At 51.0% G+C, this 18917-nt stretch carries 27 protein-coding genes; 18 read left to right on the forward strand and 9 right to left on the reverse strand.

Features of this window, described 5'->3' with window-relative positions:
- The 7 genes from C3938_RS17900 to C3938_RS13045 all read left to right on the forward strand — a co-directional run bounded on the left by C3938_RS17900 (position 1) and on the right by C3938_RS13045 (position 3712).
- Positions 1 to 369, forward strand: a complete 369-nt coding sequence (locus C3938_RS17900; RefSeq protein WP_158681687.1) for a nuclear transport factor 2 family protein — start codon at positions 1 to 3, stop codon at positions 367 to 369.
- 149 nt (positions 370 to 518) lie between these two features.
- Positions 519 to 1013: a hypothetical protein gene (locus C3938_RS13025; protein WP_105103714.1), complete on the forward strand. Its 495-nt coding sequence runs from the start codon at positions 519 to 521 to the stop codon at positions 1011 to 1013.
- A 131-nt stretch (positions 1014 to 1144) separates the two neighbouring features.
- The gene (locus C3938_RS13030) at positions 1145 to 1633 is read left to right on the forward strand and encodes a GNAT family N-acetyltransferase (protein WP_105103715.1); all 489 of its coding nucleotides are present in this window, start codon (positions 1145 to 1147) and stop codon (positions 1631 to 1633) included.
- A 130-nt stretch (positions 1634 to 1763) separates the two neighbouring features.
- The gene (locus tag C3938_RS17905; protein ID WP_158681688.1) at positions 1764 to 2159 is read left to right on the forward strand and encodes a hypothetical protein; all 396 of its coding nucleotides are present in this window, start codon (positions 1764 to 1766) and stop codon (positions 2157 to 2159) included.
- Between the two features lie 124 nt (positions 2160 to 2283).
- Positions 2284 to 2691 (forward strand): SMI1/KNR4 family protein, encoded by a 408-nt coding sequence (locus tag C3938_RS13035; protein ID WP_105103716.1) that lies wholly within the window; start codon positions 2284 to 2286, stop codon positions 2689 to 2691.
- 124 nt (positions 2692 to 2815) lie between these two features.
- Entirely contained in the window at positions 2816 to 3226 is a 411-nt protein-coding gene (locus C3938_RS13040) for a GNAT family N-acetyltransferase (protein WP_105103717.1), read from the forward strand.
- A gap of 195 nt (positions 3227 to 3421) precedes the next feature.
- The gene (locus C3938_RS13045) at positions 3422 to 3712 is read left to right on the forward strand and encodes a hypothetical protein (protein WP_158681689.1); all 291 of its coding nucleotides are present in this window, start codon (positions 3422 to 3424) and stop codon (positions 3710 to 3712) included.
- A 145-nt stretch (positions 3713 to 3857) separates the two neighbouring features.
- Here C3938_RS13045 and C3938_RS13050 read toward each other — a convergent pair whose 3' ends face one another.
- Positions 3858 to 4160, reverse strand: coding sequence for a type II toxin-antitoxin system RelE/ParE family toxin (locus C3938_RS13050; protein WP_105103719.1), 303 nt, complete (start codon positions 4158 to 4160; stop codon positions 3858 to 3860).
- Positions 4157 to 4399: a type II toxin-antitoxin system ParD family antitoxin gene (locus C3938_RS13055; protein ID WP_105103720.1), complete on the reverse strand. Its 243-nt coding sequence runs from the start codon at positions 4397 to 4399 to the stop codon at positions 4157 to 4159. Before C3938_RS13055 ends, C3938_RS13050 begins: the two co-directional genes overlap by 4 nt.
- A 203-nt stretch (positions 4400 to 4602) precedes the next feature.
- Here C3938_RS13055 and C3938_RS13060 point away from each other — a divergent pair, with 203 nt between their 5' ends.
- The 6 genes from C3938_RS13060 (at position 4603) to C3938_RS17910 (ending at position 7858) form a co-directional block, all read left to right on the forward strand.
- A complete protein-coding gene (locus C3938_RS13060; protein ID WP_158681690.1) occupies positions 4603 to 4989 on the forward strand; it encodes a hypothetical protein in 387 nt (128 codons plus the stop codon).
- 167 nt (positions 4990 to 5156) lie between these two features.
- Positions 5157 to 5525 carry a zinc ribbon domain-containing protein gene (locus C3938_RS18220; protein ID WP_233998892.1) on the forward strand — a complete coding sequence of 123 codons (369 nt, stop codon included), beginning with the start codon at positions 5157 to 5159 and terminating at the stop codon, positions 5523 to 5525.
- Positions 5526 to 5649: 124 nt separating this feature from the next.
- Positions 5650 to 6180 (forward strand): SMI1/KNR4 family protein, encoded by a 531-nt coding sequence (locus tag C3938_RS13070; RefSeq protein WP_105103722.1) that lies wholly within the window; start codon positions 5650 to 5652, stop codon positions 6178 to 6180.
- A gap of 81 nt (positions 6181 to 6261) precedes the next feature.
- On the forward strand, positions 6262 to 6591 hold the full coding sequence (locus C3938_RS13075) for a transposase (RefSeq protein ID WP_233998893.1): 330 nt from the start codon (positions 6262 to 6264) through the stop codon (positions 6589 to 6591).
- On the forward strand, positions 6588 to 7430 hold the full coding sequence (locus tag C3938_RS13080) for an IS3 family transposase (protein ID WP_233998979.1): 843 nt from the start codon (positions 6588 to 6590) through the stop codon (positions 7428 to 7430). The genes C3938_RS13075 and C3938_RS13080 overlap by 4 nt, the downstream gene beginning before the upstream one ends.
- 170 nt (positions 7431 to 7600) lie before the next feature.
- Positions 7601 to 7858: a hypothetical protein gene (locus C3938_RS17910; RefSeq protein ID WP_158681691.1), complete on the forward strand. Its 258-nt coding sequence runs from the start codon at positions 7601 to 7603 to the stop codon at positions 7856 to 7858.
- A 245-nt stretch (positions 7859 to 8103) separates the two neighbouring features.
- Here the strand turns inward: C3938_RS17910 and C3938_RS13085 are convergent, their stop codons facing one another.
- The gene (locus C3938_RS13085) at positions 8104 to 9948 is read right to left on the reverse strand and encodes a DUF885 domain-containing protein (RefSeq protein ID WP_105104517.1); all 1845 of its coding nucleotides are present in this window, start codon (positions 9946 to 9948) and stop codon (positions 8104 to 8106) included.
- 203 nt (positions 9949 to 10151) lie between these two features.
- Between C3938_RS13085 and C3938_RS13090 the strand changes: the two genes are divergently transcribed.
- Together C3938_RS13090 and C3938_RS13095 are read left to right on the forward strand one after the other, a co-directional pair.
- Positions 10152 to 10496: a 4a-hydroxytetrahydrobiopterin dehydratase gene (locus C3938_RS13090; protein WP_105103724.1), complete on the forward strand. Its 345-nt coding sequence runs from the start codon at positions 10152 to 10154 to the stop codon at positions 10494 to 10496.
- A 125-nt stretch (positions 10497 to 10621) separates the two neighbouring features.
- Positions 10622 to 10843: a DUF1272 domain-containing protein gene (locus tag C3938_RS13095; protein ID WP_233998894.1), complete on the forward strand. Its 222-nt coding sequence runs from the start codon at positions 10622 to 10624 to the stop codon at positions 10841 to 10843.
- Between the two features lie 23 nt (positions 10844 to 10866).
- Here the strand turns inward: C3938_RS13095 and C3938_RS13100 are convergent, their stop codons facing one another.
- The gene (locus C3938_RS13100) at positions 10867 to 11634 is read right to left on the reverse strand and encodes a TlyA family RNA methyltransferase (protein WP_105103726.1); all 768 of its coding nucleotides are present in this window, start codon (positions 11632 to 11634) and stop codon (positions 10867 to 10869) included.
- 229 nt (positions 11635 to 11863) lie between these two features.
- On the opposite strand from C3938_RS13100, the gene nhaA reads away from it, so the two are divergent.
- A complete protein-coding gene (gene nhaA, locus C3938_RS13105; RefSeq protein ID WP_105103727.1) occupies positions 11864 to 13306 on the forward strand; it encodes a Na+/H+ antiporter NhaA in 1443 nt (480 codons plus the stop codon).
- 57 nt (positions 13307 to 13363) lie between these two features.
- Here the strand turns inward: nhaA and C3938_RS13110 are convergent, their stop codons facing one another.
- Genes C3938_RS13110 through C3938_RS13130 form a run of 5 tightly spaced genes read right to left on the reverse strand, consistent with a single transcriptional unit; the run spans position 13364 to position 16748 of the window.
- Positions 13364 to 13621 carry a cyd operon YbgE family protein gene (locus tag C3938_RS13110; protein ID WP_105103728.1) on the reverse strand — a complete coding sequence of 86 codons (258 nt, stop codon included), beginning with the start codon at positions 13619 to 13621 and terminating at the stop codon, positions 13364 to 13366.
- A 37-nt stretch (positions 13622 to 13658) separates the two neighbouring features.
- Positions 13659 to 13778, reverse strand: a complete 120-nt coding sequence (gene cydX, locus C3938_RS13115) for a cytochrome bd-I oxidase subunit CydX (protein WP_105103729.1) — start codon at positions 13776 to 13778, stop codon at positions 13659 to 13661.
- A gap of 12 nt (positions 13779 to 13790) precedes the next feature.
- Positions 13791 to 14924: a cytochrome d ubiquinol oxidase subunit II gene (gene cydB / locus C3938_RS13120; RefSeq protein ID WP_105103730.1), complete on the reverse strand. Its 1134-nt coding sequence runs from the start codon at positions 14922 to 14924 to the stop codon at positions 13791 to 13793.
- 18 nt (positions 14925 to 14942) lie between these two features.
- On the reverse strand, positions 14943 to 16517 hold the full coding sequence (locus C3938_RS13125) for a cytochrome ubiquinol oxidase subunit I (protein ID WP_105103731.1): 1575 nt from the start codon (positions 16515 to 16517) through the stop codon (positions 14943 to 14945).
- The gene (locus C3938_RS13130; RefSeq protein WP_105103732.1) at positions 16518 to 16748 is read right to left on the reverse strand and encodes a hypothetical protein; all 231 of its coding nucleotides are present in this window, start codon (positions 16746 to 16748) and stop codon (positions 16518 to 16520) included.
- Between the two features lie 401 nt (positions 16749 to 17149).
- Between C3938_RS13130 and C3938_RS13135 the strand changes: the two genes are divergently transcribed.
- Together C3938_RS13135 and C3938_RS13140 are read left to right on the forward strand one after the other, a co-directional pair.
- Positions 17150 to 18475: a pectate lyase family protein gene (locus tag C3938_RS13135; protein ID WP_199775603.1), complete on the forward strand. Its 1326-nt coding sequence runs from the start codon at positions 17150 to 17152 to the stop codon at positions 18473 to 18475.
- Between the two features lie 27 nt (positions 18476 to 18502).
- Entirely contained in the window at positions 18503 to 18892 is a 390-nt protein-coding gene (locus C3938_RS13140; protein WP_105103733.1) for a VOC family protein, read from the forward strand.
- The last annotated feature ends 25 nt before the right edge of the window (positions 18893 to 18917 follow it).

Below are 18917 nucleotides of genomic sequence, written 5' to 3' on the forward strand. Positions count from 1 at the left end.
GTGGTTGAAATCAAAGGAAGTAAAGATTGCGGAAATTCTCCCAAGAATCAGTTTGTTGAGAAGATAGTCATTGCTTTAGAAACTGGCGATTTTGGGTTTCTTGATGAGGTTCTATCTGAAAGCGCTGTCTGGGAGCTCGCGGATAGAAGTGTAACGGAAGGAGATAACCTCCGAGCTCATATTCAAAGTTGTGGAAAGTACGTTACTCTAGTAAAAATTGACCACGTAATTTCACATGGAAAATCTGGCTCAGTAAATGGGTATGTCCAAGATAAGAAAGGCAAAGTATTTCATTTTTGCCACTTCATTGAATTTACAAGTGCAAAATGTGTAAAAATCAACAGAGTTTGCAGCTACGGAAAGTCCTAGGCCACGAAGCAACTAACAAGGTGCTGCAGCCGACGTCTTACTTTATGCACCTTTCGCGCGGTCGCTGCGCTCCCATTTTCGCGCAAAAGGCGCATAAAGTAAGCCGCCGCTGAGCACGGCGTTAGGTGTCCGTACGTACAAGTGAGTATATGAGAGCTTTTAAACATATTTCACCGAAAGAAAATGCGAAGGTGGCGAAGGTATTTCCGCACGCTCATGGCTATGAATGGGAAGAAGTCGGTATATATACAGCGTATCCGGTTTCCCTCTGGGATAAATGGGCCCACGAAATTACGGATAATGTGGATGATTTGCTGTGGGGTGTCACAAAAGAAGAAGAGGCTCGCCGAGAGCGTTGTACAATTAATCTCAGTAAAGAAATAGTCAGTTCATTTTCTATCTATAAATACAATGAACGCCGAAAATGCTTCAAGAGACTGGCCTCTTTAGAGCAATTGCTAGAAGATATAGAACGTCAGGAATACTTACCTGGTGATATTTTCATTCCGGAAATCAGAGCTATTTACCGAGAAGGGCACGATTATACTGCTTGGTTTTTTATGGAAGATGAATCAGCCTTAGACGCGGTTAAAAACATGGTGAAGAGGAGTGGGTTGAAGTTCATCGGTTCCCAAAACACCTAACAATCAGCGGCAGAGCGACAGCCAACACTACGCACCTTTTGTGTTACTCGCTGGCGCTCAAACATTAACACAAAAGGTACTCCGCGCTGGCTGCGCCTGCGCTGGGCGTTAAGTGTCACGAGAAATAAACTATGAGCGTTAAAATCAGGCATAGCAATAAAGAAGATATTCCGGAGATTCGGGATATCTACGCTCAGTCGTCATGCTATGCGGGCACACTGCAGTTGCCTTATCCATCAATTGATAAGTGGGAAAAATTTCTTGGGAATACTCCGGAAAATTTCTACAGCTTAGTTGCGGTATTAGATGGAAAAGTAGTGGGCCAAATTGGAATGGAGGTGTTTACCAATCCGCGAAGGAAGCATGTCTCGAATATGGGCATGGCGGTTAGCGAGGAACATCAGAAAATTGGTGTTGGCTCTAAGCTCCTTGAGGCTATGCTAAACCTCGCCATAAACTGGCTGGCTATTAGGCGCATAGAGTTAGAGGTTTATACTGATAATGAGCACGCTATAGGCCTCTATGAGAAGTTTGGCTTTAAAATTGAGGGAACTGCTAAGGCCTATGCTTTCAGAGGCGGCGAGTACGCGGATGTTCATCTCATGGCCAAGGTAGCCTAGCGTAATTCCACTTAACAAGGTGCTGCAGCTGACGTCTTAATTTATGCGCCTTTTGCGCAGTCGCTAGGCTCCTATTTTCGCGCAAAATGCGCATAAAGTAAGCCGCCGCTGAGCACGGCGTTAAGCCATTATGAAAAGAAAGAGCAGAATAATCGGGCTGATATCAATAATTCCTGGAACTGTCTGGGTACTCTATCTAACAGCTGCTCTTGGGATGGTTGTCTTAAATGAAGGTAAGTCAGATTTTGGACCAGTTCCTTATCAAACGGCTTTCCTACTCTTTGTTCCATGTCTAGCATTGGTGCAGCTTTGGAGGCTGCTTTATAAAGAAACTCCTTTGTCTAAAATTGGTACACTTGAAAAGGCGATTTCTACAGTTTTGGGTGTACCCGCAGTATTGTTAGGAGCTGGCATAACACTTGTAATGCTATTTACTGTGCCTACCGCTATTGTGTTTTACGGGATTCTTGTACTCCCACTAACTATCTATGGCGCGTGGTGCCTGTATGAGCTCTGGTTGGCTTAACAAGCAGCGGCAGAGCGACAGCCAACACTACGCACCTTTTGTGTTACTCGCTGTCGCTCAAACATTAACACAAAAGGCGCTCCGCGTTGGCTGCGCCTGCGCTGGGCGTTAAGCGTCAGAAACCATGAACGAAGTGATACGCGAGCTACTAGAAAGAGATATTCCGGTTCCAAAGAAGCCTCGGCTCCCTTCTGAAGACGAAGTGGATTTCATGGAAATTGAGTTGGGAATTAAGTTCACTGAGGAATACAGAGAGTTTCTTCTTCTAGCAAGCAATGTATTTGTTGGTACCTTAGAGCCTGCAAATATCGTATTGCCAAATTGCGGTAGCTATTTACCTAAAGTCGTTGATTTGGCGCGACAGCTTGGCGTGCCAAGTCATCTTTTTCCATTTTGCGAAGATAATTCTGATTTTTATTGTTTTAATGGTTTGGGTGAGGTTGAGTTTTGGTCACATAACGGCACCAAAGATGAAAGGTGGTCAACATTCAACCAGTGGGTTCAAGATGTGTGGCTCGGAGAGGCCGCTTAACAAGCAGCGGCAGAGCGACAGCCAACACTACGCACCTTTTGTGTTACTCGCTGGCGCTCAAACATTAACACAAAATGCGCTCCGCGCTGGCTGCGCCTGCGCTGGGCGTTAGGGCTCCAAGACTATGAACATCGTGCCCGTCACTGAAAGCGATTGGAAATCGTTAAAAAAAATTCGACTAGAGTCACTTCTTGATTCTCCCGATGCATTTGGTCTTGCCTATCATGATGCAAAAGAGATTTCTGACAAAAAATGGAAGTCAATAGCCTCGGAAGTAAATGGGCTAAAATTTTTCCTTGCTCGTTGTAATGGAGAGGATGTTGGATTAGTCGGTGGTATTCACACCGAAGGTCAATACGAGCTAGTTTCTATGTGGGTAAAGCCCGAGAAAAGAAATGGCGGAATTGGCGTAAGCTTAGTAAAAGAGTTGCTCGGCCATGCTAAGTTGCAAGGTTTTGCTTCTGTGATTTTGAATGTATCTTTAAAAACAAAGCAGCATATAGCTTGTATTCAAAGGTCGGATTCAGGGATTTAAAGGAGGCGGGTGGTAGTTCAGGGGTAGAGCTAAAGAAAATGATTTGGCACTCCGCCCCCGAGCCCTAACAATGCAATGCAGCCGACGTCTTACTTTGTGCGTTTTTTGCACGGTCGCTGCGCTCCCATTTTCGTGCAAAAAGCACACAAAGTAAGCCGCGGCTGATTGCGGCGTTATGCATCTTAGAGAGTTGAAGTGAATACCGCAGAAATGGAAGAGAAGAAAAAATTCCCGAAGGAAATCGCAATCTCGTTGGTTTTCGTTGGTGTACTAGTTTCACTGGCCCCAATTGCCATTGTTCAAAATGAGAAAGCAGTATTAACTGCAATTTTTGGCCTTCTAATGAACTTCGCCCTTATACCTTCCATTTTTCTATTATTTGGTGGTATCCAGAAACTACGTGATAGGCAGTTCAATTTGTGGAGCGCGTACTACCTTGGACTCTTTGTTGCCATAATTTTGGCGGCACGGAAGCTGGCGGCTTAGAAGCCATGCATAACAAGGCCGGGCAATTTACTCCGGGCCTTCGGCCCTCCGTGGGACAGCTTACCTTGTGCACGTTTTGCGCAGGTCGCTTCGCTCCCATGTTCGCGCAAATCGCGCACAAGGTAAGCTGCCCCTGCCGGCAGCGTTAAGTGCCTAGGAGCTTCGGTCTAACATCCATGCTCTGGTGAAGAATTCTGATTATTTCAACGCAGTTATTTTCAGAAATTTTATAGAAAATAACGTGAGCGCCGTGTGGGATTTTCCGGTAGCCAAGTTTTATATCTTCGCAGCTAACTCCAGAAAGAGGGGATTCTGCGAGGTCATGAAAGGCATCGTCAAATTTTTTTATGTAGACATTCCGTTGAGCTATTCCCCAGCGACGTTCAGTAAATCTGGCGATACCTCTCAAGTCATCTTTTGCTTTACGGCTTAATTTAAATGAACTCATGGAGTTTTCTTTTCATCAAGCTCGGCAATAAATGACTCATAGGTATAATCGGTGAAACCGCTTTGCTCGCCTTCCTGGAGTAGTGACCGGAGTGTTTCCAGTTTGGTTTCGGTGTCCTCGAGTAGCCGCAGACCTGCGCGAACCACCTCACTTGCGGAGCCATAGCGGCCACTGGCTACTTCTTTGGCTATAAATTCGTCAAAATGTGACCCCAAGGTCATACTGGTGTTCTTGGCCATAGCGCCTCCTGGTACCAATAAGTACCCAAATATGGTATCTAGAGGGTGGGTTGTCAAGTACTCCGAACATGCACTTAACAAGGTGCTGCAGCTGACGTCTTACTTTGCGCATTTTTTGCGCGGTCGCTGCGCTCCCAGTTTCGCGCAAAAAACACACAAAATAAGCCGCTGCTGAGCACGGCGTTATGTGTCCGAGTTACCAGTTGAAAGTAGCTATTTTGGGAAAAATTCTAAAAGCTTTAGTGCAAAAACAACTTTTTAAGGGCGAGTCACTCTTTGTTGCTAGGATATCCGCTGTGGGTGTGGTTGCGCTGCTTATGTTGGTAAACATCTGGTCAATACTTCTTGTTACTGAGGATTTGTTGGGCGGCAGATTTGTGGCAATAAATGACGTAATTTTCGGAGAGCACGAGCATACTATGCTGGCAATTTTGGGATTTGCCTTTATATTTTTTTCATTAAACTACGGCTATAGGGACTCATTAAGTTCGGTAGAAATTTCAGATCAACCGCTAAGTTCAATTTACTTTTACATTTATGGGTTGGCCACGGTTGTAATAATTCTTGGTGCCATGTTGCTGTGGATATGAAAACACATAACAAGGCCGGGCAGTTTGCTACAGGCCTTCGGCCCTCCGCGGGACAGCTCACCTTGTGCACATTTTGCGCGGGTCGCTGCGCTTCCATTTTCGCGCAAAATGCGCCCAAGGTAAGCTGCCCCTGCCGGCGGCGTTAGGCGGTAATTGAGAAAGCAGAAATGAAAATAGATTATTCAAAATATTCTAGAGAAGAGCTTGAGCAGGCATATAGAACGATAAATATCAGTGAGCATCCTGAACGCTTCGAAGAGCTCAAAAAATGGATAGCAATTCGAGACTCCGAGCCCCAAGAGAATCCCAATCCTGCATTAAGGGCAACAGGAGGCACAAAACATAGTTGCATGAAATGTGGCCATGAAAATTATGATTTGGGTGAGTTCCATGCTGCAGGTAGTGGCTTGGCAAAATTTTTTGATATACAAACATCAAAATTCACAACGGTTTCGTGTCGTAGATGTAGTTACACCGAAGTCTATCGATGCTCCAAAGATCGCATATCGGATGTATTGGATATATTTGTGGGGTGATTCGCCTAACAAGGTGCTGCAGCTGACGTCTTACTTTATGCACCTTTTGCGCAGTCGCTTCGCTCCTATTTTCGCGCAAAATGCGCATAAAGTAAGCCGCCGCTGAGCACGGCGTTAGGCGAATATGAATCAACGTGACATTCAATTAATCGAAGAACGTTTGGGAGTCGATCTTCCTTCTGAGTATGTAGATTTTCTGCTGTCAGATAGAGACCTCGATGTCATTGACGACGTTACTCTAATTGATGACGCCAGCTTAATTGTCACCTCTACTATGGCGTATAGGAATGGCAGCTGGAACCAACAATGGCCTAAAAATCTAGTTTATGTTGGTGATGAAGCTGATGCATGCCCTTTTGTACTTAATTGTGTCACTGGAAATTTGAGTAGGTTGGATCACGGAAGCTTGGATCGCAAAGCACTGGAAACTTATGCTTCTATGCAAGATTTCATCACAGCACGGTATCTTCAATTCAGAGAGAAAGCTGAAGCGGCTGACGGCGACCCACTAACTGGATTTTCCAAGATAAAGAGTGATTTTTTATTTAACTTAAAATTTTACACACCTGTAATAATTGCTCTGATAGTGATTTTTTTGTTGTTTCCTGCAGTCGCAATTTCCATAAGGGAGCTTTATAGATGGGTTGTAGCGTAGCGCCTAACAATCGCAGGCAGTTTGCTAGGAACCTAACCCGCTTTTGCACACACCTCCATCTAACTGAGTTGGAGGTGTCAAATGGCACGCAGAAAGCACTACAACCGCTACGACGATGATTTCAAAGCAACAGCAGTCTCGCTAACCGAGATTCCTGGTGTGCTAGCCAGACATGTGGCTGAAGCGCTCGATATCCATGAAGTGATGCTTTATCGTTGGCGTATGGAGATGCGACGGGGGCAGATCATGGCCAAGAAGAAAAACATACAGATTGATCCTGAGGTGAAATCAGAGCTGAAGCGGCTGAGAAAGCTGGAGCGGGCACATAACCTACTCCAGGAAGAGCATGCCCTTTTAAAAAAAGCCATCCAATTCTCTTTACAGCAAAAAGGGAAATCTTCGAATTCATAGATCAGCACCGGGTAAAGCACAGTATCGCTATGATGTGCAGGCTCTATGGTGTTACCCGGGATGGATATAACTCCTGGCGCCGGCGGGGTACTTCTGACCGTGAGCAGGAAGACAGCGAGCTTTTCGAGCATATTAGATCGATCTTCAATCGGCATGATGGCTGCTATGGCAGCCCGAAAATCACCCAAGAGCTTAAGAAAACAGGTATAAATGTCGGTCAAAAGCGAGTTGCTAGAATCATGCGAAAGCACGGCCTTCTGGCCGTAAAGTCGAAGATCTATACAGCTCGGCCGGGCACGTACAAGCATGTCTACGGGATCAAGTGCAAAATAGAGGGCATCGAACTGACGCGTCCGAATCAGCTTTGGGTGGGTGATGTTACTTATATAAAGCTGAGTGATGGTAGCTGGCAGTATCTATCGGTAGTCATGGATCGCTACAGTAGGAAAGTGGTCTCCTGGTCGCTGAGTGCTCGCAGAGATGTTTCTCTGACTCTGGCCAGCATAGATAGGGCGGTACGCAACCGCGGGCATCACCCGGAGCTGATCTTCCACTCTGACCGTGGTAGCGAGTATCTGTCAGGCCAATATCGTGAGCGACTACGTCGGTATGGGATCAGTCAGAGCATGAATCGGGTGAAGAACATGAATGACAATGCATTCATGGAGTCGTTTTTTCACCAATTTAAAACAGAGCGTATTAAGCGCCAGGTCTTCGATTCTGATAAACAGTTAAGATCGACAGTGACCGAATATATGCGCTACTACAACAATCAGAGATCACATTCGTCTATTGGGTATGTTTCACCTCAAGAATTCGAGTGTAAAATCAGTTGCTAACAACTAGGTGTGTGCAAAAGCGGGTTAAGTCCCCTACAGGCCTTCGGCCCTCCGCGGGGCAGCTTACCTTGTGCACGTTTTGCGCGGGTCGCTTCGCTCCCATTTTCGCGCAAAACGCGCACAAGGTAAGCTGCCCGTGCCGGCGGCGTTAAATTCTAAGGAGAAAAAGTATGAAAATTCTTAAATTATCTATTGGTCTTGTTCTTCTATCGCTAGCAGGTACTGGCTGCTCAAGCTCAGGTAATATGGCAAGTATTGATGCACCTAGCAACCCATACCCAGAAAGAAAAGATACCGACTGGTGTCAAGAAAACTACTCTTCTGCTTCAGTAAGTACACGAGAGCGGCAGTCGAATGCTAAATATTGTGATGAGCAAGCTCGTAGAGCTTATTTGCAAGCGCAAAGGAAGCGGCGCTCCGAAAGCTAAATCTCGGCCAAATTTAACAAGGCCCGGCAGTTTGCTGCGGGCCTGCGGCCCTCCGCGGGACAGCTTACCTTATGCACGTTTTGCGCAGCTCGCTGCGCTCCCATTTTGGCTCAAAAAGCCCACAAGGTAAGCTGCCCCTGCCGGCGGCGTTAGCATTCCGAGTTACCCATAGAAAGTAGACACCCTGTATAGTTAAGTAATCAATCCAATGCGATCATTGATGACCTACAAAATACACATCGCATTTATTTTTTTACATTTTCCACCATCAACTCTCTAATAATCGGAATCGGGGAGTTTCCGTAACTCAGAAACTGCTCGTGAAACGCCTTCAAATCGAATTGATCTCCTTGAATTTTCTGGATTTCGTCTCTTAGCGCCATAATGTCAATATAGCCGGCCAGGTAGCTCGTAAGTTGGACTTGGCTTAATGTGGCGCGGCGCCATTTTCCCAGGGCTTCTGTTTGTTGCTGGAAGCCTTGCTTTATAAGCATTTCCATAGCTGCATCTTCTTCCATGTTTTTTACCTGCACGGAGTAATCCAGAATTGTGTTGATTACTGTGCGGAGGTGCCATTTGTAATACATCATCCATAGCTCTGGTGAGGAGTTACCATAGCCGGATTCCAGCATCATCCGTTCGGCATAAACGGCCCAGCCTTCGATCATTGCACTATTGCCTAGGATAATTTTTACAAGGCTCGAAGATTGATTCGCGTACCCAAGTTGTGTGTAGTGACCGGGAATGGCTTCGTGAATGTTTAGTATCTGCGTGGTGTAGATATTGTATTCGCGCAAAAGGCTTTCGGCGCGATCTTCCGGAAGTTCCGAAATGGGTGTTATGTTGTAATAGGTGTTGGCATTTTTATCGTAAGGACCTGGTGCCGCAATGGAGGCGATAGAGAAGCCGCGCATGTAAGGTGGGGTTGTTCTTACCCTCAAAGGTTTTTCTTGATCGATTGACAGAAGTTTTTTTTCATTTACGAAAGCGACTAGTTGTGGAATTTGCTTTTCGATAGATTCCGTGAAATTTTCTTTGGTGCTGTGATTCTCAGAAAGCTTGTCCAAAACTTTACGGATTTTCTCCAAAATATCTTTCGGCCTTGTTTCACTGGGGAAGTGTTTTGGCCATAGTTTGTCTGCAAGATCAGACATTTCCAGATGTATTCGGTCTTTTTCTTTCAGGGCCTGTTGGTATAGCTCTCGACCATTTGTGCCATTCTGGATGTTGTAATGGAATTTCTCTTCATACAGTTTTTCTCCAATGCGGAAGCTTCTGAAACTGTCCGCATTATCCATTTGAGCCTGCAGAGTTTGTAGTAGAACAACATATTCTTCTATGGCTTTTCTGCTGGCGTCCAGGCGTGTTTTGAACAGATCCTTTTCCGTATCGGATAAGCCGCTTTCTGCGAGTTTTTTCTCCAGATCTTTCCCGAATACTGACATGGCACCTTCATTCTGCTGAATGGCCAATACAAGCTGAGGTGCTGCGGGGTTGTGCAAGGATTTTTCTGCTGCTAGGTAATAGGCCGGTACATTTTGCATGCGGCGACTGAACGTACGCAGACGATCATCCAGTGCTGTGTATTCGGTGTCGAGTATCCGTGCAAATCCGTGGGATACGTTATAGATACTAGGATCCCATTCATAGGATTTAAACTCGGTGAGGTTCCAGATGGTTTCATTGAGGAAGTTATTGATGAGTGCCAGATCGGTACGCGCATTGATATCCAGCTCTTCGCGTTTAAATTTTGCGAAGCGATTACGGTAATCCTGGGCGAAGTCCAGAACCTCCTGACGATAGTGTTTGTCGGGGATTTCAAGCGTATCCGCGACCTGATAGTAACCATTGCTAATGGCCCAGGATGGGAACAGTTGCCACATGCGTCCGATCATCTCGGCGCTAAGGCTTTGGAACGATTTGTCCGTTTCGGAGGCGCGATCCGCTGGAAGGCGCTCGGAGACTTCCCGCGACAGCTGTTCGACGTGGGCGTCGACGTTTTCGTCGCCTTTACCGGTGAGCGGGGTGCTTTTTTCGCTACAGGCGTATAGCAATGTGACGAGAATAAGGACAGTCGTCATATTTTTCATGAAGTGCTCGAATTTTTGGCGGATTCTGCTCAAAAACTAGCACACACGACTTATAGTTATCGCTTGCTCCAGTAATTATTTTGTGTGATCCACGTCGCCTTGTTTCACATTGGGAGGGCCGCTAAAGTGGCAAAGCCCGAATTTGTGGCCGAGTGCCGCGATTCATTCCCTTCATTTTTGTATGTTCGACAGAGGAATCAGGTATGACAGAACTCGCAGCGCAGGCCTGCGAAGCCTGCAGAGCGGACGCGCCGTTAGTATCCGATGAGGAGCTGGCGCAGTTGATTCGTGAAATTCCGGACTGGACCCCTGTGGTACGAGACGGCGTGATGCAGCTCGAGCGCGTTTTCAAGTTCCGAAATTTCAAGCAAGCACTGGCGTTCACTAACCGCGTAGGTGCTATTGCGGAGGAGGTGGGACACCACCCGGCTCTGCTGACGGAGTGGGGGAAGGTGACGGTAACCTGGTGGAGTCATGAGGCTGGCGGCCTGCACAAGAATGATTTCATCATGGCGGCTCGCACGGATAAGCAGCTGGATGTGGAGTAGGTAAGGGGTTTCCTTGTATGCCGTATTCGCTGTATGCGAATACGGCCCGTGCGGCCAGCTGTGCTCAGTTCATCTCCGAAGTGTCAATAATTCGGCAAGCAAGTGAGTAGGACAACATGCTGAGGATGAAAGCCAGCTGCGAACGTTGCAGCACGAAATTGGGCCTTTCAGACCGGGCCTTTATCTGTTCATATGAATGCACTTTCTGCCCTGAGTGCAGTGACGCCTTGCATTTCTGTTGTCCCAATTGCCAGGGTAATCTGGTCATCCGTCCGGAGCGACGTACGTCACCTACCGAAGTGCCGAGAAGTGGTTTCAAGGCCAAGCTGGAAGCGATCCTTTCCTGATGTAGCGGGAGTGTGTTGTTCGGCTATGTGGGCTGTGAATTCTTTTGCGCCCAGAGGAGAAACTCCCGATTGCCATCGCCACCGGTTATGGGGCTTTCGATAAAGCTTTTCACCTGCAATCCCAGTGATGAACACGTTGCTTGGATATTCTCCTGAACTCCCTGATACAACGCCGGGTCCCGCACCAGACCACCCTTGCCGATACCTTCCGGTCCCACTTCAAACTGGGGTTTGACCAGGCTGAGCAGGTGGCCACCGGCTTTCAGCAATGGTGGGAGCTGCGGCAGGATCAGGGTCTGGGAAATGAAGGAAACATCCATCACCACCGCATCGAAGGGCTCGTCTGCGAAGGGGGCCAGCTGATCCGCAGTCAGATATCTCGCGTTGATACCTTCAAACAGGTGCATGCGGGGATGTTCGCGCAGCGGTTCGGCCAGTTGGTCACGTCCGACATCCACACCGACGACCAGCGCGGCGCCGCGCTGTAGCAGGCAGTCGCTGAAGCCACCGGTGGAGCAGCCCACGTCCAGCGCTCGCCAGCCGGTGGGGTCGAGCTTGGTGTGGTCGAGAATGCCCGCCAGTTTCAGGCCGGCGCGGGATACGTAGCGGTCTTCCGGGAGGGGTTCCACGGAGAGCTGGGCGTCTTCACTGACCGCCTGGCTCGCCTTGGCGGCGGGGCGCCAGTTGGGGCCATCGCGCAACAGAACGCGCCCCGCATCGATCAGTTTGCGGGCATGGGTGCGGGAGCTGGCGAGGTTGCGCTCCACCAACAACAAGTCGAGACGGGTCATGGATGGCACTATAGTTCGGGCACACAGTATTCAAAACGGCAGTGTCACCACTGGCCGGTGATGGGATCAGGGTTGAAAAGGGCGGTTATGCTACCCTTTGCCTCTGACTCTGAGAAGTATTGGAAGCATGTGATCGTGAAGCTATTACCGATCGGTATAACACGTCCGTGATGCGGCAGTCTGCGCTATGGGTGTGTGACGCTGCGGTGATGGTAAGGAGCCCGGATAAATGGCGAAGACGGTACTGAGCAAATTCAGGGTGCGCAAGGGGCGTGTCTTTAAGGCTCCTCTGGAAAATGCGTTTGGTCGGCTTGTCACGCCATTCGAAGAGTTTATTCACCGCCAGAGTAGCAGTGGCCTGCTGCTGATGACGTGCGCCGTTATCGCTCTGATCATTGCCAACTCGCCCTGGCAGGAGGGGTATAGGCACCTTCTCCATCTCCCCGCTGGTTACAACTTCGGTGACTGGTCGCTGTCCATGAGTTTTCACCACTGGATCAATGATGGTCTGATGGCGATCTTTTTCCTGTTGGTGGGACTGGAGCTCAAGCGGGAATTCCTCGTCGGCGAACTCTCGGAGCTGAAACACGCGGTGTTGCCGGTAATGGCTGCGTTGGGTGGCATGGTGATACCGGCGTTGATCTTTTATGCGATGAACGGCGGGATGCCCTCTGAGCGGGGCTGGGGCATTCCCATGGCCACGGATATCGCCTTTGCGGTGGGCTGTATTGCGATTCTGGGCAATCGGGTGCCGAGGGCGGTAGTGACATTTCTGGTGGCTTTGGCGATCGTGGATGACCTGGGCGCAATTCTTGTTATCGCCATCTGGTATACCGAGAGTGTAAATACTCACGCCCTCATCGCCGCGTGTGTATTGGTGGGAGTATTGTGGCTGCTGCAATTTGTCGGCGTGCGACGTTCGGCCGGTTATATATTCGTGGGCGTGTTGTTGTGGTACGCGCTGTATGTGACGGGGGTGCATGCGACACTGGCCGGAGTCATTACCGCGATGGCGATTCCCGCCGGACCGAAATACGATCCGGTAGCTTTCAGCACCTTCGTCAAAGACATCATCCGCAGCTTCGATCGCTGCTTCCGTCCCGGAGACAAGATTATTGCGAACGATGCGTTGCGCGCGCGCGTATCGGCTCTGGACAACGGAATCCATATGGTGCAGTCGCCATTGCAGCGGATGGAAACCCGCCTGCATACACCGGTGGCCTTCGTGGTTGTACCCATTTTTGCGCTGGCTAACGCGGGTATCCCCATTGCCAGCTTTACCAGCTACAGCGCAGTGTTCAACCCGCTGACCCTCGGTGTTATCTGCGGCCTGGTATTCGGCAAGTTGATCGGCATTGTGGGAGCTACCTGGATCGGCTGGAAACTGGGTTGGGGCGCTCTGCCCAAGTCGGCGACCTTCCATCACATCATTGGTGTGGCGCTGCTGGGGGGGATCGGCTTTACCATGTCGATCTTCATCGCCGAACTGGCGTTTGCCGGGGAGTCCGAGATGCTGATCCAGGCCAAGGCCGGGGTTCTGCTGGCGTCGGTGATTGCCGGGGTGGCCGGATTTCTGGTGCTGCGGCGGGCGCCGATCGAGGAGTCCACGCAGAAGAGTGAGGCCGGTCACCAGACTGGTGTTGAGAGCGGGGAGGGGCGGAAGCTGCCCTGATCTTTCGGTTACCGCTCCGACGTCGACGGGGGAGTATCGCCGGGTGGGGAGTGGGCATCAGTCCGCCAGAGCCAGCCACCCGATTGCCACCAGCGAGACCCATGCCACCAGTGCGCAACCGAATTGCCAGTTGCGCGGTGTGCGGTTGAGGATACCCGACCCGTAGACCACCCCCGCACACAGCCCCAGTAGCAGCAGGCTTGTCTGTCCGGTTCCAGGCGCCTCGCCATTGCGGTACAGCAGTGGCGGCCAGAAGGTGATGGCGAGGCTCACCAGCAGACAGGTGATAAAAGTGGTGAGCCTCAGCACTTGCATTGGTGAAGCCACACCTGCGGTGTCAGATTGCCCTGATTCACTCTTCAAACTCGGTTTCATGGCGATCCATATTTTCTGTGACTTCCAGCCACAGGGCGTTGACGATGGCGAAGGAGCAGGCCAGAAGCACGCCCAGAATCCACGCGAAATACCACATCCATTGATCTCCTCAGTAGCTGCTGTGCGAGTTGTCTTCGATATATTCCTTGCTTACCCGCCCGAACATCTTGCGGTAGCACCAGGTGGTGTAGAGCAGGATGAGTGGGACAAAGATTACTGCGGCGGCAAACATCAGCCCCAGGGTCAATTCACTGGAGGTGGCATCCCAGAGCGTGAGACTGATATCCGGATTGCGCGACGAGGGCATCACAAAGGGAAATAGCGCCACTCCGGCGGTGAGGATCACACAGGTCACCGTGAGCGCGCTGGAGAGAAAAACCAGCACGCTTTCTGCCCGTGACAGCAGCCAGGTGGCCGCCGCCATGAGGAGACCCAATAGCGGGATGGTCCACAGCAGGGGATAGGTCTGATAGTTGGCCTGCCAGCCACTGTTGCCGTAGGCCACGGACTTCATCAGTGGATTGATTTTTTCGCCGAGGGGCTTGATGTCGACAATGCGCATACCATCGATACCGACGAGCAGCCAGATTCCCGCCAGTACAAACAACACGATGACCGCAAGCGCGGTGATTTGCGTAGCCTGTTGAGCGCGGCTGTGTAACAGGCCACGGGTTTTGAGTTGCAGCCAGGCGCCGCCGTGCATGGCCAACATGGCCACGGACAGCAGTCCGCAGATCAGCGCGAAGGGATGCAGCAGCTGCCAGAAGTTGCCGTGGTAACTGGGGCGCAACAGGTCATCCAGATCAAATGGCAGGCCCAGCATCAGATTCCCGAATGCCACGCCAAAAATAAGTGGCGGTACCAGGCCACCGATAGTGAGCCCCCAGTCCCACAGATTACGCCAGCGTGGATCGTCGACTTTGGAGCGGTAGTCAAAGCCTACAGGCCTGAAAAACAGCGCGCACAGCGTGATGATCAGCGCCACATAGAGCCCGGAAAAGGCCGCCGCGTACACCATTGGCCAGGCGGCGAATATGGCGCCACCAGCGGTAACGAACCACACCTGGTTGCCTTCCCAGTGAGGCCCTACGGTATTGATCATCACACGGCGATCCATGTCGGTTCTGCCGATAACTCGCAATAACATGCCCACGCCCATATCAAAGCCGTCGGTGACGGCAAAACCGATCAGTAACACACCGATCAGCACCCACCAGATGAGTTTCAGTGTTTCGTAATCCATTACACGTCTCCTGTCCCATCAGGTCTGTGAGGGTGTTTTTTCCGGTATCAGTTCGAAGTGATACCGGCCCGTGCCCAGGCTCGACGGGCCGAGGCGGGTGAAGCGCAGCATCAGGTAAATCTCCGCCACGGCGAGCGCGGAGTAGAAGGCGATGATGGCGGTGAGGCTGCCAATGACCTCTCCGCGACTGATACTGGACGCGGACATGTAGGTCGGCAGTACTTCGGCGATGGACCAGGGCTGGCGCCCATACTCCGCGACAACCCAGCCACACTCTGCAGCAATCCAGGGCAGCGGCAGCGACCAGAGGCAGGCATAAAGCACTGCACGGCTGCCGGCACTGCGATGGCGCGCCGACTGGATAAACGCAGCAATAAACACCAGCAGCATAATAAACCCGGCACCCACCATGACACGGAAGGTCCAGAACAATGGCGCTACCCGCGGAATGGAGTTCTCCGCCGCCTGCTTGATCTGCTCATCGGTGGCGTCCGTGATGTTTTCCGTGTAACGCTTCAAAAGCAGGCCGTAGCCGAGATCGTGTTGCAGGTCGGAAAACGCATTTTTGGTTTCCTCGCTGGTGTCACCGCTGCGCAGTTGTTGCAGTAGTGCGAACGCCTGCATACCGCGACGAATTCGCTGTTCGTTTTCCGGAAGAATGCGATCGAACCCCACCACTTCCTCATCGAGGGAGCGGGTGGCGATAAGACCCAGCGCCCAGGGAATCTGAATTTCGAAGTGGTTTTTCTTCTCTTCCTGGTCGGGGAAGGCGATCAGGGTAAAGGCGGCGGGAGGCTTCTGGGTCTCCCACTCCGCTTCAACCGCGGCGAGTTTTACCTTCTGTACGTCGCCCACGGTATAGCCGCTTTCATCGCCGAGCACGATCACCGAGAGAATAGAGGCCAGACCGAAGCTCGCGGCAATGGCGAAAGAGCGCCGGGCGAAGGGAACATCGCGCCGCTTCAGCAGATAATAGGAGGAAACACTCAAGACGAACATGGCACCGGTGACGTAGCCCGCGGCCACGGTATGCACGAATTTCACCTGTGCCACCGGATTGAACAGCACATCGCTAAAGCTCGCCAGCTCCATGCGCATGGACTCGAAATTGAACTCGGCGCCGACGGGGTACTGCATCCAGCCATTGGCGATTAGAATCCAGAGCGCGGAGAGGTTGGAGCCGATGGCCACCAACCAGGTACAGGTCAGATGCTGAATCTTGCTCAGGCGGTCCCAGCCAAAAAAGAACAGGCCAATAAACGTGGACTCGAGGAAAAATGCCATCAACCCCTCGATGGCGAGCGGTACCCCAAAAATATCCCCCACATAGTGCGAGTAATAGCTCCAGTTGGTTCCGAACTGGAATTCCATGGTCAGCCCGGTGGTGACGCCGAGGGCGAAATTGATCCCGAAGAGTTTGCCCCAGAACTTGGTCATGTCTTTGTAGATGGTTTTACCCGTCAGGACATAGCAGGACTCCATGATCGCCAGCAGAAACGACAGACCTAACGTCAGCGGTACAAACAGAAAGTGATACAGCGCCGTCAGGGCAAACTGTAAACGGGAGAGGTCGACAACGGTTTCATCGATCACTTAACGCTCCTTGTCTTGATGACCTGATGTGGCGGGAGACAAGTCTGGCATTGATAGCTCTTTGTCGAGACTCGTTTCGACCCGGGCTTCAGGGAAAAAGCGGCTTGGTACAGATGCCGTTTGATCCGGGGCTTGAGAGAAAAAATGGATTTTGATCAGGGCGATCAGTATGAGCTTGATGATCAGAACCGCGCCGAGTTCGACCAGCAGGCGACGGTCGGAAAGCGTCATGGTACTTCCGCGTGTTGATTACTGTTAAATAAGGCGCTGCGCGGCGTAATTTTAGCAATGGCTGGCGATGAACAAGAATTTTGTAGCGTGAATTGGCGCAATAGCATTGGTTTTGGCGCAATAAAAATGCACTTTATGGTATCCGGTTACAGGCGATTTATTGACTTCCAAGAGAGCGGGAAACGGTTGTAGGTGGTAGACCAGGGTGGGACATCGGCACAGCTTGCGTCGGACAGCGAGCTGGGAGAGGTGCTTCCTGGTAATACCAATGTTGGGTATGGAGCCCGGTTTTCTGTGGAATTTCTTGTGTTACTATCACCACCCGGATTTTTGGTAAGTCCAAATTGGTCGGTCAGGAATATTGGTCAACCTTTCAATAATCAAAATAAGTGAGGCTGAGGATGAGCGTGGGTGCAATCGGTTTGTATCGCTTTTTTCCGGCGAGGTTGTGTGCATTGGCGGCGCTGTGGTGGCTGACACTTGCCAGCGCGCTGGTTTCGGCGGAGGTGGATCTCACCGGAGTATCCGGCTTTGGTGCGGATACACCGGGCGGTAGCGGTGGCAGGATATTCCGCGTCACCAATCTGGATAATCGTGGCGAGGGGTCGCTGCGCTGGGCTCTTGAGCAATCGGGGCCGCGAATTGTGGTGTTTGAGGTTGGCGGGGTGATTGACCTGGCCCAGGAAAATATCCTCATCACCGAACCTTTCCTGACTATTGCCGGGCAAACTGCGCCCAGCCCGGGTATCACCCTGATACGCGGCGGATTGAGTATTCGCGCACACGATGTGCGGGTACAGCATCTGAGGGTGAGACCCGGCGACGCCGGACAGCCGGCACGCAGTGGCTGGGCGCCGGACGGCATCGGTATTTCCGGGCGCAACGCCTACCGGATTCATATCGATCACTGCTCTACCAGCTGGGCAGTGGACGAAAACATGTCTGCATCGGGCCCACGCACCGAGGGGCCTGGAGCCACCAGTCGTCAAGTGACTATCAGCAATTCCATTATTGCGGAAGCACTGGATTATTCCTCGCACCGCAAAGGCAAACACTCGAAGGGACTACTGGTACATGATTTTGCCAGCGATATAGCGATCCTCGGCAACCTGTTCGCAAACAATGATCGCCGCAATCCTTACTTCAAAGCGCATACCACAGGTGTTGTGGTGAACAACCTTATCGTTAATCCCGGCTCCGCGGCGGTGCAGCTGGGCTACATAAATGACGAGTGGGAAGAAGCGGAATTTGAGCCGGCCAACCCGCGGGTTGCGGTGGTTGGGAATGTACTTCGCTACGGTCGGGACACCTACAGTGACCTGGCTCTGGTTTCTTATCAGGGGGATACCTATCTGGAAGACAACCTGGCCTGGAACCTGGATGGTGACCCCATGAATATTGTGCAGGGGGATATTCACCAGCTGGAAGAAAGGCCCGTATGGCCAGAGGGGTTGCGTGCACTGCCCGCTGCCGGGCTTGAGCAGGTACTGTTAACCTCCGTCGGTGCCCGGCCCGGCGATCGCGATGCTACGGATCTGCGCATCATTGCCGAAGCGAAAACGGCCAACGGACGAATTATCGATAGTCAGATGGTTGTTGGAGGTTACCCGACGTCAAAGCCGACCTATCGGCCGCTACAAATTCCAGAAAACGTTGATCACTGGCTGACACAACTTTCACGAGAAATGCTCCAAACGCCGTTGCAGACGGCCACACTGGAAAAATAAGACGGGAAAATCGGGGAGTACAACACGATGAAAATTGAGCACTTTGCTTTTAATGTGGCCGACCCGGTCGCGGTCGCAACCTGGTACGTCGAACATCTGGGAATGACCGTTGCGCGCAGTCTGGATAAATGGCCGTTTACCCATTTTCTGGCAGATTCCAGCGGTTCGGTAATGATCGAAATCTATAACAACCCCACTGACGAAGTCCCCCGTTACGAAACCATGAATCCGCTGCTTCTTCACCTCGCATTTGTGTGCGAGGAGCCGGAATCCAAACGGTTAATGCTGGAGCAGGCCGGTGCAACCTTTGTGGAGGAAGTGTATATCCCTGACGGTTCTCACCTGGTGATGATGCGTGACCCCTGGGGGCTCGCGATACAACTGTGCAAGCGCGGAAACCCAATGTTCGCGGTTTAGCAGGTTGTTGCAAAACAACCTGCTG

Source organism: Microbulbifer pacificus, assembly GCF_002959965.1.
Lineage (GTDB): Bacteria > Pseudomonadota > Gammaproteobacteria > Pseudomonadales > Cellvibrionaceae > Microbulbifer > Microbulbifer pacificus_A.

Bases quoted from the DNA above. Each gene is read 5' to 3' on its own strand.
- C3938_RS17905 (WP_158681688.1), top strand. From the start codon at position 1,764: ATGAAAAGAAAGAGCAGAATAATCGGGCTGATATCAATAATTCCTGGA.
- C3938_RS13135 (WP_199775603.1), top strand. From the start codon at position 17,150: ATGAGCGTGGGTGCAATCGGTTTGTATCGCTTTTTTCCGGCGAGGTTG.
- C3938_RS13140 (WP_105103733.1), top strand. From the start codon at position 18,503: ATGAAAATTGAGCACTTTGCTTTTAATGTGGCCGACCCGGTCGCGGTC.
- C3938_RS18220 (WP_233998892.1), top strand. From the start codon at position 5,157: ATGAAAATAGATTATTCAAAATATTCTAGAGAAGAGCTTGAGCAGGCA.
- C3938_RS13110 (WP_105103728.1), bottom strand. From the start codon at position 13,621: ATGCAAGTGCTGAGGCTCACCACTTTTATCACCTGTCTGCTGGTGAGC.
- cydX (WP_105103729.1), bottom strand. From the start codon at position 13,778: ATGTGGTATTTCGCGTGGATTCTGGGCGTGCTTCTGGCCTGCTCCTTC.
- C3938_RS13075 (WP_233998893.1), top strand. From the start codon at position 6,262: ATGGCACGCAGAAAGCACTACAACCGCTACGACGATGATTTCAAAGCA.
- C3938_RS13070 (WP_105103722.1), top strand. From the start codon at position 5,650: ATGAATCAACGTGACATTCAATTAATCGAAGAACGTTTGGGAGTCGAT.
- C3938_RS13030 (WP_105103715.1), top strand. From the start codon at position 1,145: ATGAGCGTTAAAATCAGGCATAGCAATAAAGAAGATATTCCGGAGATT.
- C3938_RS13055 (WP_105103720.1), bottom strand. From the start codon at position 4,399: ATGGCCAAGAACACCAGTATGACCTTGGGGTCACATTTTGACGAATTT.
- C3938_RS17910 (WP_158681691.1), top strand. From the start codon at position 7,601: ATGAAAATTCTTAAATTATCTATTGGTCTTGTTCTTCTATCGCTAGCA.
- C3938_RS13035 (WP_105103716.1), top strand. From the start codon at position 2,284: ATGAACGAAGTGATACGCGAGCTACTAGAAAGAGATATTCCGGTTCCA.
- C3938_RS13025 (WP_105103714.1), top strand. From the start codon at position 519: ATGAGAGCTTTTAAACATATTTCACCGAAAGAAAATGCGAAGGTGGCG.
- C3938_RS13085 (WP_105104517.1), bottom strand. From the start codon at position 9,948: ATGAAAAATATGACGACTGTCCTTATTCTCGTCACATTGCTATACGCC.
- C3938_RS13130 (WP_105103732.1), bottom strand. From the start codon at position 16,748: ATGACGCTTTCCGACCGTCGCCTGCTGGTCGAACTCGGCGCGGTTCTG.
- C3938_RS13050 (WP_105103719.1), bottom strand. From the start codon at position 4,160: ATGAGTTCATTTAAATTAAGCCGTAAAGCAAAAGATGACTTGAGAGGT.
- cydB (WP_105103730.1), bottom strand. From the start codon at position 14,924: ATGGATTACGAAACACTGAAACTCATCTGGTGGGTGCTGATCGGTGTG.
- C3938_RS13100 (WP_105103726.1), bottom strand. From the start codon at position 11,634: ATGACCCGTCTCGACTTGTTGTTGGTGGAGCGCAACCTCGCCAGCTCC.
- C3938_RS13040 (WP_105103717.1), top strand. From the start codon at position 2,816: ATGAACATCGTGCCCGTCACTGAAAGCGATTGGAAATCGTTAAAAAAA.
- C3938_RS13090 (WP_105103724.1), top strand. From the start codon at position 10,152: ATGACAGAACTCGCAGCGCAGGCCTGCGAAGCCTGCAGAGCGGACGCG.
- C3938_RS13095 (WP_233998894.1), top strand. From the start codon at position 10,622: ATGAAAGCCAGCTGCGAACGTTGCAGCACGAAATTGGGCCTTTCAGAC.
- nhaA (WP_105103727.1), top strand. From the start codon at position 11,864: ATGGCGAAGACGGTACTGAGCAAATTCAGGGTGCGCAAGGGGCGTGTC.